The 12,447-nt window shown below is 51.9% G+C and carries 12 protein-coding genes and 1 tRNA gene; 6 read left to right on the top strand and 7 right to left on the bottom strand.

Features of this window, described 5'->3' with window-relative positions; all coding sequences use genetic code 11:
• Positions 1 to 362: 362 nt before the first annotated feature.
• On the top strand, positions 363 to 1,502 hold the full coding sequence (locus DTHIO_RS17760) for a murein transglycosylase domain-containing protein (protein ID WP_008871626.1): 1,140 nt from the start codon (positions 363 to 365) through the stop codon (positions 1,500 to 1,502).
• A 144-nt stretch (positions 1,503 to 1,646) separates the two neighbouring features.
• Here DTHIO_RS17760 and DTHIO_RS17750 read toward each other — a convergent pair whose 3' ends face one another.
• Entirely contained in the window at positions 1,647 to 2,309 is a 663-nt protein-coding gene (locus tag DTHIO_RS17750) for a ferredoxin-like domain-containing protein (protein WP_008871625.1), read from the bottom strand.
• Between the two features lie 121 nt (positions 2,310 to 2,430).
• Between DTHIO_RS17750 and DTHIO_RS17745 the strand changes: the two genes are divergently transcribed.
• Positions 2,431 to 3,051 carry an HAD family hydrolase gene (locus DTHIO_RS17745; RefSeq protein ID WP_040419317.1) on the top strand — a complete coding sequence of 207 codons (621 nt, stop codon included), beginning with the start codon at positions 2,431 to 2,433 and terminating at the stop codon, positions 3,049 to 3,051.
• Positions 3,052 to 3,063: 12 nt separating this feature from the next.
• Positions 3,064 to 3,753, top strand: coding sequence for a M48 family metallopeptidase (locus tag DTHIO_RS17740; RefSeq protein ID WP_040419427.1), 690 nt, complete (start codon positions 3,064 to 3,066; stop codon positions 3,751 to 3,753).
• 522 nt (positions 3,754 to 4,275) lie between these two features.
• Here the strand turns inward: DTHIO_RS17740 and DTHIO_RS17735 are convergent.
• Positions 4,276 to 4,827, bottom strand: coding sequence for a hypothetical protein (locus DTHIO_RS17735; RefSeq protein WP_040419315.1), 552 nt, complete (start codon positions 4,825 to 4,827; stop codon positions 4,276 to 4,278).
• A 506-nt stretch (positions 4,828 to 5,333) separates the two neighbouring features.
• On the opposite strand from DTHIO_RS17735, the gene DTHIO_RS17730 reads away from it, so the two are divergent.
• Positions 5,334 to 5,975: a TVP38/TMEM64 family protein gene (locus tag DTHIO_RS17730; RefSeq protein ID WP_008871621.1), complete on the top strand. Its 642-nt coding sequence runs from the start codon at positions 5,334 to 5,336 to the stop codon at positions 5,973 to 5,975.
• Positions 5,976 to 6,013: 38 nt separating this feature from the next.
• On the top strand, positions 6,014 to 6,163 hold the full coding sequence (locus DTHIO_RS21750) for a hypothetical protein (RefSeq protein WP_161598701.1): 150 nt from the start codon (positions 6,014 to 6,016) through the stop codon (positions 6,161 to 6,163).
• A 32-nt stretch (positions 6,164 to 6,195) separates the two neighbouring features.
• Here the strand turns inward: DTHIO_RS21750 and DTHIO_RS17725 are convergent.
• From DTHIO_RS17725 to DTHIO_RS17705, 5 genes are all read right to left on the bottom strand, one after another.
• Positions 6,196 to 6,290: transfer RNA gene (locus tag DTHIO_RS17725), tRNA-Ser, on the bottom strand.
• A 164-nt stretch (positions 6,291 to 6,454) separates the two neighbouring features.
• A complete protein-coding gene (locus DTHIO_RS17720) occupies positions 6,455 to 6,970 on the bottom strand; it encodes a nucleoside deaminase (RefSeq protein ID WP_008871620.1) in 516 nt (171 codons plus the stop codon).
• A gap of 25 nt (positions 6,971 to 6,995) precedes the next feature.
• Positions 6,996 to 7,805, bottom strand: a complete 810-nt coding sequence (locus DTHIO_RS17715) for a phosphoribosylformylglycinamidine synthase subunit PurQ (RefSeq protein WP_008871619.1) — start codon at positions 7,803 to 7,805, stop codon at positions 6,996 to 6,998.
• The gene (locus tag DTHIO_RS17710) at positions 7,802 to 9,946 is read right to left on the bottom strand and encodes a two-component system response regulator (protein ID WP_040419307.1); all 2,145 of its coding nucleotides are present in this window, start codon (positions 9,944 to 9,946) and stop codon (positions 7,802 to 7,804) included. Before DTHIO_RS17710 ends, DTHIO_RS17715 begins: the two co-directional genes overlap by 4 nt.
• Before the next feature lie 56 nt (positions 9,947 to 10,002).
• Positions 10,003 to 11,730 (bottom strand): methyl-accepting chemotaxis protein, encoded by a 1,728-nt coding sequence (locus DTHIO_RS17705; protein ID WP_008871617.1) that lies wholly within the window; start codon positions 11,728 to 11,730, stop codon positions 10,003 to 10,005.
• A 362-nt stretch (positions 11,731 to 12,092) separates the two neighbouring features.
• Between DTHIO_RS17705 and DTHIO_RS17700 the strand changes: the two genes are divergently transcribed.
• Positions 12,093 to 12,392 (top strand): STAS domain-containing protein, encoded by a 300-nt coding sequence (locus tag DTHIO_RS17700; protein WP_008871616.1) that lies wholly within the window; start codon positions 12,093 to 12,095, stop codon positions 12,390 to 12,392.
• Positions 12,393 to 12,447: the final 55 nt, after the last annotated feature.

Raw genomic sequence — 12,447 nt, 5'->3', positions numbered from 1 at the left:
ATCTCTCCTTGGAAGCGTTCTGCATGGACGGTTCGGGATAACCTGATACGGACCCTTTTTAGACTTACTCTTGAAATTCTGCCTGCCCTGAAATTTCCTTCATTTCACTGGGGTCATAAAAACAAGAAAATTCTCACGCAAAGACGCTAAGTACGCAAAGTCAAGGCTGCCTTCCTTAGCGATCTTAGCGCCTTTGCGTGAAAAATATGGGTTGCGGGCACCGCCCGCGTTATAAGGACAGCCGGATCAAAAAATCGAAACTTACAGGAATGCAGGCTGGTTGTAAATTGAATATTGCAGGCTGCCCGGAACCGGGCTATCAAGGGTCAACTGCTCAACTCTTCAAACATAGAAGAAAGTATATGCATCGACGCGATTTTATCCGGCTTCTGATTCTGCCCTGCATATTTTCGGGCTTCGGCTGTCAGCCCTCCCAGATCCGTCAGGGAATCAGCGCCGGTTCACAACTGGCCCGCGGATCTGTATCCGGGGCTGTGACCTCAATGCTTCCCGGCACAGGGGTGCCGGAACTGGACAGCCTGGTTCGCCGGGGAGTACAGGAGATGGTCCAAAGGCTCATGGAGGAGTGGGGCGATGAAAAAGTTCCCACCCAGACAGAATACGTCAAGTATACAGACGATTATCAGACCAGGGCGGTGATCAATTTTGAAACCGGCAATATCAGGGTGGAAACCGTGGAAGAGGATAACCCCCGGCAAAAGCTGAAAACAGCCATTGTCCACACCCTGCTTACCCCTGAGGACCCTGCCCGGGTGGATCTTCTCTCGGATGAGCAGGTAAGTCTTGGGCCGGAACCCTTTTTACACAACGTGGTGCTGGATCACGAGGATACCCCCATCCGCTGGGAGTGGAGGGCGAACAGGTACGCTGAGTATCTCATGCGCACAGCCTACCAGACAGATGTTTACAACCAGCGAAAAAGGCATTTTGTAACCTTGAGCATGGTTGAGGAGCACGGTTTTCAGCAGCAGAAACGCTACCAGGGGCTTGTTTACCGGCATTCCCGCAGGTTCGGGGTGGACCCGGCCCTGGTTTACGCCATCATGGAAGTGGAAAGCAGCTTCAATCCGTATGCCATGAGCCATGTCCCGGCGTACGGCCTGATGCAGATTGTACCGGAAACCGCCGGAAGGGACGCGCACCTTTTTATTTACAACCGCAAAGGCACGCCCACCCGGGATTATCTTTTTGTGCCGGACAATAATATACGCATGGGGTCTGCCTATCTGCACATACTGTTCAACCGTTACCTGAACCGGGTAACAAATGCCCGGTCCAGGGAGTACTGCGTCATAGCCGGGTACAATACCGGCAGCGGAAACGTGCTCCGGGCATTTCATTCCAACAGGGACCGCGCCTTTGAGCGCATCAATTCCATGAACAGCAGGCAGGTGTATGAACACATGGTACGAAACCTTCCCTATCAGGAGACCAGGGATTACCTGCCCAAGGTGGTCCGGGCCAGGACCAGGTATGCCTGAATATCGGGGTTGAAAGCAGGACGGGAAAGGAGCATTACCCGGGTTTTGTCAGCACAGCCCCGGACTCGAAGGTCACTGCCGGCAGAACCGCACTGCTTTTTCGCGGCATGGATGCGGACAACCTGGGATAATGCCCCCGGGAGATCATGATGCAAGGACCATCTGCTTAAAGCTGTCCACCCCGATACGGTCCATCATCTTGCCCATGCGCTCATGCTTTTTGGCCTGGGCAGTGTAGACTTCAATTACTTTTTCCACCATCTGCATGATTTGATCAGTTTCCAGCTCCGAGGCGATTTCATCGGCCAGTCTCGGCTTGCCGGCTCCTGATCCGCCGGTGAGAAGGGTCCATCCCTTCTTTTTGCCTACCAGGGCGATATCCTTGATGCAGGTCTCGGCGCACTGATGGGGGCATCCGCTGACTCCAAACTTGAGTTTGCCGGGGAGTTCGCGTCCATGATATTTTTTGTCCAGTTCAAGGCCCACATTAAGGCTGTCCTGCTGTCCCAGCCTGCAGAAAGTGGTGCCCGGGCAGGCCTTGACGCTGCGGACACATACTCCCACGGCAGCACCCGGCGGTATCCCCAGGTCCTCCCAGGCAGCGTCTATGTCTTCTTCTTTAAGGCCCACCATGGCAATCCTGGCGGCGCTGGTTACTTTGAGCGCGGCGCAGTTGTATTTCTCGGCGACATCGGCTATTCTGCGCAGGGTGTCAGGGGATACAACACCGCAGGGCAGGTGAGGTGCTATGGCGTAGGTCTTTTTGTCATTCTGCAGGATGGCCCCTTTCTCTCCGTCTTTGAGCATTTTTTCTCCTTTTATGTTGTTATTACTGATTGCCGGTTGAACAGGTCCTGTTCTAAGGCGGTCATGTCTAATGTTTATAGTTATCGAAGCTGTTATTAACTGTCAACAACTGGATGTCTGTATGCGTGCTTGTGAAATAGAGCTGGCTGTATTCGATTACGGTGGAGTCCTGGCTGAGGAAGGTTTTATGGCCGGGCTGAACGCAATGGCTGACAGAGCGGGGCTGGACAGGGATTTTGTTTTCCAGTCCGCAAGGGAAGTGATTTTATCCACCGGCTATCTTACCGGGCAGGGCAGTGAGGAGGTCTTCTGGGATCAATTCAAGGCGGCCACGGGAATAAAGGGCAGTCCCAACGGTCTCAGACAGGACATTCTATCCAGGTTCCAGCTCAGGCCCTGGATGCTGGAGCTTATGCAAAAACTGCAGACTCTGGGTGTGGGAAGGATAATCTTGAGCGATCAGGTGAACTGGCTGGATGAACTGGAGGCCAGAGACAGTTTTTTCAGGTATTTTGACCAAGTGTTCAACAGCTACCACCTGGGCAAGAGCAAGAACGACGCATCACTTTTCGACGATCTGCTGAAATGGACCGGGGTTCAAGCGCACAGGGCAGTTTTTGTGGATGATCACCTGCCGCATGTTGAGCGGGCCATCTCCCGGGGAATCAACGGAATTTACTACACCGGCCGGGATGACTTTTTGAAAAGATTTGCCGGGTTTTGTCCAGGCATTGAGGATTAGGGGGTGCAGCAGGTGAATACAACCAGGATTCAGGTGGAAGAAATCAGTGCGCAGGTTGATTTCAAGGCTGTGAAAAATCTGAACCTGAGAATAAAGGCTCCTGGCGCGCATGTTTATATTACAGCCCCGAGGGGCGCAGACATCAGGCAGGTGCGTGATTTTCTGATCTCCAGGCTGGAATGGGTCAGGAGAACACGAAGCAGGATCCTGAATGCAGCCTCAGATAGCCCTGCCTTCCCCCAGAGTGGTGCGGTTTACAGTATATGGGGCTGGCAGTATACCCTTTTGCTGGTTGAGCGGGAGAGACCGGCCTCGGTAAAGCTCAGGCGCAGAAGCATGATCATGTCCGTTCGTCCAGGCACCGGCCCGGAAAAGAGGCAGGCTCTGCTGGAGAAATGGTTTCGGGAGCAGGTTAAACATGCTGCCCGGGAGCTTGTGGACAAGTGGTCTCGAATAATGCGGGTGCAGGTGAACAAAATCTTTGTTCAGAGTATGAAAACCAAGTGGGGCAGCTGCAACATGGTCCACGGCAATATACGCCTGAATACAGACCTGGTTCACCATCAACCTGAGTGCCTGGAATACCTGGTGATCCATGAACTGGTTCACCTGCTGGAATCAAATCACAATGAACGTTTTTATGCCATAATGGACAAGTTTTATCCCCATTGGCGCAAGTACCGCACTATGCTAAACGGCTAAAGCGGGCTATGCACGATCCCATTTTTTCTCACGCAAAGGCGCTAAGATGGCAAAGAAAAAAAATGCTATGTGTATGGCAATGTTCAACCGGGCCTGCTCCTAAGTATGGGATTGCGGGCACGGCGTAAACTTCCCTCTTTAGCCAAGGAGGGGCTGGGGGTGGTTGTATGGGATCCCTTCCTTATTTCACAGGGCAAGCCGGAAGCCGCAGATTGCATTAACCATCCAGCACTCACTTTCTTCTGGGATTCATGAGTGCCGGAAAAAAGTGAGTGCTGGAGTGATAACCTTTTGGCCTGGCTTCCGCCTGTCCCGTTTAATTGCTCGCAGAGCAAGCCCGAAGGGCATTAAACTGGGAGCCAGGACAAAATGTTTTTTCTCTTTATCCATCTCTTAATCTATGCCTGCCACGCGTCTTTGGCGTGGTTAATCCTGCCTGCCCCGTGTATATTCTTCCAATACACTGGGGTCAAAAACTCTTTTCTTTATTGGGTTGCGGACAAAGCCCGCCTTAAAGTATTTTTAACCAAATGACCTTTTGAAAAGATCATCCAGGGCCTGCCTGCCGTTGTCTTCCAGGAACCTGGTCCCTGTGCCGGTGAAGTGCTGCCTGGAGATTACCGGGGCCTGTATCTGCCTCCACTCGCCTTCGTCCCAGGTAAACCAGGCGTTTTTTACCTGGTCGAAAACAAATAATGGTTTATTGCAGATTTTGGCGTACTCAGCACCCCATCCAGTGCCGCCCTTGACCGTGTTGTCATCCTGGATCTGGCCCACCACGAACACTTCCATGCCGCTGGATACCTGCCAGCATATGGTCTGCAGGACCTTGCGGAAGATGGGTGCCCGGGAATAATTCCTGTGCATGAGGTTGGACACATAAGTTATGCTCACATCTTTTTTGGCCAGTTCTTCGTTAGTCAGGTACCTGACCCCCCTGGTTCTTTCAATGGGATGACCCTCGAAACTGTAGTTGACCTCATCCAGGCCGTACTTTTCCGCCAGTTCCCCGAAGTATGCCTCGGCGCCCCGGGCGCCTCCGCTGAACAATGTAAAAGCGCTTGGCTGCATCATATCCTCCCTGAATATTTAATATCGTATAAAAATCTGGCCCTGTGCAAAAAAGTGAGTGGTAGTTTATTCTCAGTGCCCGGTCAATATAATTTGTCCCGGTGCAAAGTCCACAGGTCTTTTGGTTTTTTAAAGGACCGGCCGGATAATGGTTTCAAAATTGTTGTTTAAATTGACAAAACTATCCTGAGCTGCAGCTGAAAAAAACAAAAGCAGGTTTCAGCCTTTAAAGCTGGCTTTGCAACGCTTTGATTTTTCTATCCGTTACCTGCCCCTCCCGCCTGCCTCGCTTTCCTGCCATACATTCCTTGTCACGTTTCCTGAGCGTGGTTAGCATGATCAGTGGTTTACTGGTGAAACCATGTCATAAAAAATAATATTGTTAACAGATAACTGGGCTGCGGCCAAAGCATGTGCTGGCCTGATCAGCCTGGACTTCTGGCATCTGTTTTTTTTCACGCGCCTGGCGGGGCAAAATGACTTTTTGCAGGCACATCGGAGCTGTCTTAATGGATAAGAAACGCGGAATAATCATTATCACCATATGCATCTTTCTGGCCGCAGGATTGCTTGTTTCCGGAGTTTACTATGGTATCCAGCTGGAATCATTGCATCATGAAGTTTCGTCTTTTTTGAAAAGCATATCGCCGTTTTTATTTATTGTCTTGATGATCACTCTCCCGGCGGCAGGATTCCCTATAAGCGTATTTCTAATAATGGCCGGGATCAAGTTTGGAATATTTTATGCTACAATAGTGTGGATACTTATCCTGCCCCTGCATGCCATGATCGGATACTTTCTATCCAGCAGGCTCAGGCAGACCATCAAAAGATTAATCGAAAAGAGAAATTATCATGTTCCGAAAATACCTGAAAACAGTACAGCCATGTACAGCTTCCTGTTTTATGCCATTCCTGGAATACCATATTCCGGAAAGAACTATATTCTGCCCCTGGCCGGCGTTCCCTTCAGCTATTGTGTTTTGATGAACAGTATTGTTCAGGCGCCTCAGGGGATACCGTTTATTGTTCTTGGAAGATCGGCTACTGCAATGGATCCGACGCTTTTATATATCGCTCTGGCCATGTTCATGGTTATTTTTGTCCTTTTGCGATGGGTAAAAAGAAAATACTGGGATGTATCTATTTAGCTTTACATGGGCACTGCCAGATCCAGTCCTCATGCCGCATGCAACTGGCTAAGCTGTTACGATTTTTCTGGGAAGGTGTGGATGAAAGGACTAATTTTTCCGTAAGGGAAGCAAAAAAAGGTGTGGAAAAAGAGTTTTCTTTGAGAAGTATTTTTTACTGGTTCAACAGGTGGGGTATGCTTGCCTGATTTATGTATAACCATCTGAAATATTTTATGATTGGCGGAGAGGGTGGGATTCGAACCCACGTGCCCCGGTTAAGGGACAACCCGGTTTCGAGCCGGGCGCGTTACAGCCGGACTTCGCTACCTCTCCGCTATAGCAGGGCAGACGTCAGAGATCAGAGGTCAGGGAACAGTGAATCACGGTTGCCGTGTGACCGGCAGAAAAATAACATAACCATTCAGCTGTTTGTCACTTCTTGCACCGGCAATCTGTGTGCGTTATTTTGCTGAAACTACCAGACCAGCCAGCAGAGCTCAAGGGCTTCTTTTGTCGCGGAAAAAATTCTGCAGAAGCTCAAGGCACTCGTCTTTCAGGATATTTTCAACTATCCAGAATTTATGACTAAGCCAGACAAAGTCAAGGATGTCTGGTCTGGAAAAAAGTGCACCGGCTCCAGGATCGCGCGGTCCATAGACCAGGCCGTCTATTCTGGCCTGGGCTATTGCCCCCAGGCACATGAGGCATGGCTCCAGGGTTACCGCCAGGACGGTCCCGGGCAGGCGGTAGTTGCCCCTGGCCTGCCCTGCCCGGCGCAGGGCGATAATTTCTGCGTGGGCTGTGGGGTCGTTTAGTTCTATGCACCGGTTGCTTCCCCCGGCCAGGATCTCGCCGGTGCCGGCATCCGCCAGTACAGCCCCCACCGGTACTTCTCCCCGGCTCCTGGCTTTCCCGGCTTCTTTCAGGGCCTCTTGCATGAGAACACGCCACTGTTCCTGAGAGCCGGCAGCAGATGTTGAAGAGCAGGAGTTCAAGGCATTATTTGCAGCCATACCATGAAAATTGCAAAATGCTGGGTCAGCAAGAGTGCAGGTATTCGATGCCCCTGGCCAGGATCTCGGTTCCCAGGATGTCCTGTTCTCCTCTGGTCCAGCCGGGGTGGTTGGTGGGGTGGTTGTACGCCTCGGGATGAGGCATAAGGCCCAGGATGCGGCCCTGGGGGTCGGTAAGTCCGGCAATGGCCGAGGGCGACCCGTTGGGATTGTATGGGTACTCCTGAGTGGGACCTCTGGTATCTGGATGGATGTACTTAAGGGCTACCAGGTTGTTTTCTTCCAGGCTGTTCAGCATGGTTTCATCCCTGCATACCAGCTTGCCTTCTCCGTGTCGTACGGGAAGATACAGCCTGTCCAGGCCCCGGGTGAAAACGCATGGAGAACCGGGGTTGCACCCCAGATGTACCCAGCGGTCCTCAAACCTGGAGGAATCGTTGTGGGTCAGGCTGACCTGGCGTTGAAAATAGGCCCGGTCCATGGCCGGCAAAAGTCCCAGCTTGACCAGCAGCTGAAACCCGTTGCAGATGCCCAGGATCAGTCCTCCATCGGTGTAAAACTCTTCCAGGTCCCTGATGATCTGACGACCGCTTTCAGTGCTGGAATACATCCATCGCAGGGCCGCGGCCTGGGCCGCTCCCAGGTCGTCCCCGTCCAGGAACCCTCCTGGAAATATCAGGAGATTGTAGTCCCGGATATTTTCCTTTTCAGATGTCAGATCGGAAAAGAAGCATATGCTCACCCGGTCTGCTCCGGCCTGCCTGGCTGCATAGGCGGTTTCACCGTGGCAGTTGGTTCCATGACCTGTGACCACCAGCACTTTTGCCTGACTCATGATGGTTCCTTTTCCTGCATGGCTGGTGAGTCCGTGTTATGTTCTTGCAGCAAGGCGTCTGCGCTCTCCTCGTCCAGGGGCTTGGAGAAATGGTAGCCCTGTCCCAGGTTGCAGTTGAGTTCCTGAAGAAGCTTCACCTGTTCCCAGGTTTCGATTCCCTCGGCCACGGCCTTGATGCCCAGGCTCTGGGTCATGGCCAGAATGGCCCGCACCAGTTCCTGTCCGCTCTGAGTCTCCATGGTGTTTATAAAGGAGCGGTCAATCTTGAGGTTGTCTATGGGAAACTTCTGCAGATAGTTGAGGGAGGAATACCCGGTACCAAAATCGTCTATGGACAGCCTGGCTCCCAGTTTTTTGATTTTGTTCAGGGTGTTGATGGATTCTTCGGCATCGCCCATGACCACGCTTTCGGTAAGTTCCAGGTTGATGTGCAGAGGGGATATGCTGTTTTTTCTGAAAGTATTTTCCAGGACATTGATCAGGTTCTTGTCCTTGAACTGCACTCCGGACAGATTGATGTTCATGGTCAGCTCCCGGCCGCCTTTGTTCCACTTCCGGGCCTGCCTGCAGGCGGTATCCAGTATCCATTCCCCCAGGGGATTTATAAGTTCTGTTTCTTCTGCAATGGGAATGAATACATTGGGGGGGACCATCCCCTTTTCGGGGTGAATCCAGCGGATAAGGGCCTCAAACCCGGTGATCCTGAGGTCGGCCAGATTGTATATGGGCTGGTAGTAAAGGACGAATTCCTTCTGCTGTATGGCTTTACGCAGCTCCGTCTCCAGTTGCAGAAGGTCGGAAACCTGGGCATGCATTTGAGGGTCAAACACGACATAGTTGCCAGGTCCTGTGGATTTGGCCCGGTGCAGGGCCGTGTCCGCGTCCCTGAATATTTCTTCAGGCTCGCTGTAATCCTGGGATGAGACCACGATGCCCATGGAGCAGGTGGTGTAGATCTCGTTGCCGGCTATTTCAAAAGGTTCGACGAACTGGTCCTTGATTTTTTCAGCCCTGAGGGCGGCTTCGGGCAGATCCTCGGCCTCAATGAGCAGGCCGAAGTCGTCTCCGCCGAAGTGGGCCACAGTGTCTCTTTTCTTTACTCCCCGCTCCAGCCTTTTGGCCATAAGGGAAATAAGTTCGTCGCCTTTCTGGTGCCCCAGACTGTCGTTGACCAGTTTGAAGCGGTCCAGGTCGATAAAGATCACCGCGAAAAAATATCCCTGGTCTTCCTGCCTGGTCTGGATGGATTTTTTCAGCCTGTTTTTGAAAAGCTCGCTGTTGGGAAGGCCGGTCAAGGAATTGTAAAAGGTGCGTTGTCTGAGCTCCTCCTCCACCCGGCGTTTGTCCGTGAGGTCAAAAATGGATATCACCAGAGAGTTCCATTCGGGAATGGCTGCTACCTTGTAGTAAAGATGAAGTTTTTTTTCTTCCCTGGTCAGCCCTTTGATTTCGAATTCGGCTGGAGCAGTGCCGGCATCCTGGCGGCTTGTGTCGAAGTATTTCCTGGCTCTTTCATGGTCATCGGGGTGAACAAAATTGAGGAAGTGCAGGCTGTTTTCCACCTCCTGTCTGGTATAGCCGATGAGATCGCAAAATTCTTTGTTGGCCATGGTCAACAGGCCGCTTTCGGTATCTACCAGCAGCATGGCGCTTTTGGAGGTTTCAAAAAGAGTTCTGTACTTCTTTTCAGATTCCTGGAGCTGCCGGGTACGTTTTTCCACCAGCTCTTCCAGTTCCTGGGTGTATTTTTTGATTTCTATGGCCTGATTGCGCAGGGTCAGGTGGATATTTATCCTGGAGAGCAGTTCGTTGCGGTCAAAGGGTTTGTCCACAAAGTCCATCCCCCCGGCTTCCAGACCCTGGGCCTTGACCTTGGGGTCATTAACCGCGGAGATGAAAATTACCGGTACTTCCTTAGTGTCCGGGCGCTCTTTGAGACGTCTGCATACTTCTATTCCGTCTATGCCCTCCATCATTAGATCCAGAAGCACCAGGTCGGTCTCGGAGGAGGCAAGCTCCAAGGCCTGATAACCGTCTTCAGCTTCCAGGATCTCGGCCCGGGAGGCAAGAAACTTGCGCAACATGGACCTGTTGATGAGCTCGTCATCAACTACGAGTATCTTGGGTGTGTTTTCCTGCATTTGTGTATCGTCATTCGACATGATTACTTGCGAGCTATCCGTTGCTTGGAGATTAGTTACCTCTGAAATTTAAATTTTTCAACCATATTTTGCAGCTCCTCGGCCATCTCCGAAAGGGACTGCGAACTCTGCTTCAGAGTGGAACTGCTCTGGCTGATGGAATTGGATGATTCACTGAGCCTGGATATGTCCCGGGTCATATCCTGGGATACACTGGAAGCCTGGGCCACGTTTTCGTTGACCTCCTGAATTCCGCTGGAGGCCTGGCCGACGTTTTCGGCAATATCCCGGGTGGTCTGGGTTTGCTCCTGAACCGCCGCAGCCACGCTGTCCACGAACTCGTTTACTTCCCGGATCACCTGCATCACCATATCGATCTCCTGGGTAGTGTCGCTCGTGGAAGCCTGGATATGCTCGACCTTCTGCTTGATTTCTTCAGTGGCCTTTCCGGTCTGGTCGGCCAGTTCCTTTATTTCGTTGGCCACCACGGCAAAGCCCTTGCCGGCCTCGCCGGCCCGGGCCGCCTCAATGGTGGCGTTTAAAGCCAGAAGGTTGGTCTGGGAGGATATCTGGGTGATGGTTTCTGAGACCTTGCCGATTTCCTGGGCGGCGTCCTTGAGAAGCTTTACCCTGTCCGAGGCGCTCTGGGCCTGGTCCACGGCTTTGCCGGTTATGTTTCTGGCCTGGTCTGCATTTCCGGAAATTTCCGACAGGGTGGAGCTCATTTCCTCGGCAGCGGTAGCCACTGTGGATACATTGGTGGAGGCCTGCTCCATGGCCGCAGCTACAGAGTTCATGTTGGTGCTGGTTTCCTCGGAAGCAGAAGCGACTGTGTTGGAGCGTGCGGACATTTCCCCGGACTCATCGGACAGCTTGCCGGAAACCTGGTCCAGGCTCCGGGCCGATTCCAGCAGGGACTGGGCCTTCTGGGCTATGCCCATGAGCATCTGGCGCAGGTTGGCGCTCATTTGGCCCAGGTCGTTTATCATGTTGCCGAATTCATCGCGTTTAGAGCTGTCTATGTCCCGGCTCAGGTCCCCGGAGGAGATCTTGCGCAGGAAATCCCCGGCCATGGACAGGGGTCGAACGATACTGAATTTTATCATGATATATATGATTGTGCCAAGCACCGCCAGGATGGCCGCTGTCCAGAGGGCCATGTTCATCTGGGCCCTCTGGATGGCCTGATTGGTTTCGTCCAGGGAGGTGGTTATGACAAAGGCACCGTGAACCTCGCCAACCTGCCAGCCTTCCTTGGTGCCGCCCACAGGGTCTTCTTCGCCCGCAGGGTCCCCGTGACAGGCCATACAGTCCTGGGTCAGCTGGATGGCCCGGAAATAGCGAATTTCATCCCGGGTTATGAGCACTTTTTCTTCCTGGTATTCTTCCTGGAAACCTTCAAGAACTTCGCGCTCAATCTCATTGGGCTCGTTGTCCGGATTGCGCGGGTTGATCTTGGGCACCCGGAAATTGTACCCTGCTTCATCAGCGTTTTCCCTGGCCACGTTCATGGCGGTGACAATGGGCACAGCCTCCAGGATTTCTTCTCTGGTTTCCAGTTCGTCAAAGGGCCTGATTATGCCCATGGTCAGCTTGTTGGCCATGTCTTGGCGGGTGGCTTCGGCCATGACAGTGATGGCCCGGCTGGTGTCCACGATGGATTCATGGGCATTCTGCCGCACCTGTGAAATCTGCATATAGGCGAATATCAGCGCCACCACTATGGGCGCGGACAGGGAAATTGCCAGTATTTTCCACTTGATGCTCAGGTTTTTCCAGGACATTTTTTTCTCCCTGATGAGAGTTGGAGATGTTTGTTTTAATTTTAGCTAAAACTAGATCTTTTTCCAGAAACAAGCATACAGGTTCCGGTGAATGGTAGAAATTCCTCTCTGACAGGAAGATGGGCAATATGCAAATAATATTTTATCGGGAATTATGTTGTTATACAAAAAAAATGTTCTGTTTATAAGGGGGGCTATTGTTTTTGCTGGTTCTGGTCGATAAGTTAAGTATTGATGAAAAATCAATATTGGAGTATAGCGTTTTTCAAGCAGGTCGACTATGCAGGCGATGTCAGCTCAGCACTGCTCGTCTGGTCAGGCAGAGACTGCGGAAACACGCTTATTGCCGGGAGGTGCTTTATATGCAGGGGGAAGAAAACCAGTTGGTTCTCAAGATTGACCAAAATATTGTTTCAGCCAACGCCAAGGAGATCAAGGAAAAGCTAAAGGAGTCCATCCCGCAGGAGTCCGGGACCCTGGTGGTTGACCTGGGGCAGGTGGACCAGGTGGATTCCATCGGCGTTGGCGTACTTATCGCCACATTTAATTCTCTCAAGAAGGAAGGCAAGGGGTTTAAGCTGGTGAACGTCGACGACAACCTCTACAACCTTTTTCAGGTCATGCGTCTGAATAAACATTTCGAGATTGAGGGTAAAAATTGATTTGGGGATTTAGGGATTTAGGGATTTAGGAATTCAGGGATTGGGGGATTTAGGG

Origin of the sequence: Desulfonatronospira thiodismutans ASO3-1 (assembly GCF_000174435.1) — a bacterium.
In the GTDB taxonomy this organism is placed as follows: domain Bacteria; phylum Desulfobacterota; class Desulfovibrionia; order Desulfovibrionales; family Desulfonatronovibrionaceae; genus Desulfonatronospira; species Desulfonatronospira thiodismutans.
The sequence above is the reverse complement of the archived record's forward strand: the minus strand, read 5'-3'. Positions and strand labels throughout refer to the sequence as shown.

Excerpts from the sequence above, each read along its gene's own strand:
- DTHIO_RS17715 (WP_008871619.1), bottom strand. The coding sequence starts at position 7,805 with ATGAGTCAGGCAAAAGTGCTGGTGGTCACAGGTCATGGAACCAACTGC.
- DTHIO_RS21750 (WP_161598701.1), top strand. The coding sequence starts at position 6,014 with ATGCAACTGGCTAAGCTGTTACGATTTTTCTGGGAAGGTGTGGATGAA.
- DTHIO_RS17750 (WP_008871625.1), bottom strand. The coding sequence starts at position 2,309 with ATGCTCAAAGACGGAGAGAAAGGGGCCATCCTGCAGAATGACAAAAAG.
- DTHIO_RS17710 (WP_040419307.1), bottom strand. The coding sequence starts at position 9,946 with ATGCAGGAAAACACACCCAAGATACTCGTAGTTGATGACGAGCTCATC.
- DTHIO_RS17760 (WP_008871626.1), top strand. The coding sequence starts at position 363 with ATGCATCGACGCGATTTTATCCGGCTTCTGATTCTGCCCTGCATATTT.
- DTHIO_RS17730 (WP_008871621.1), top strand. The coding sequence starts at position 5,334 with ATGGATAAGAAACGCGGAATAATCATTATCACCATATGCATCTTTCTG.
- DTHIO_RS17700 (WP_008871616.1), top strand. The coding sequence starts at position 12,093 with ATGCAGGGGGAAGAAAACCAGTTGGTTCTCAAGATTGACCAAAATATT.
- DTHIO_RS17705 (WP_008871617.1), bottom strand. The coding sequence starts at position 11,730 with ATGTCCTGGAAAAACCTGAGCATCAAGTGGAAAATACTGGCAATTTCC.
- DTHIO_RS17745 (WP_040419317.1), top strand. The coding sequence starts at position 2,431 with ATGCGTGCTTGTGAAATAGAGCTGGCTGTATTCGATTACGGTGGAGTC.
- DTHIO_RS17720 (WP_008871620.1), bottom strand. The coding sequence starts at position 6,970 with ATGGCTGCAAATAATGCCTTGAACTCCTGCTCTTCAACATCTGCTGCC.
- DTHIO_RS17735 (WP_040419315.1), bottom strand. The coding sequence starts at position 4,827 with ATGATGCAGCCAAGCGCTTTTACATTGTTCAGCGGAGGCGCCCGGGGC.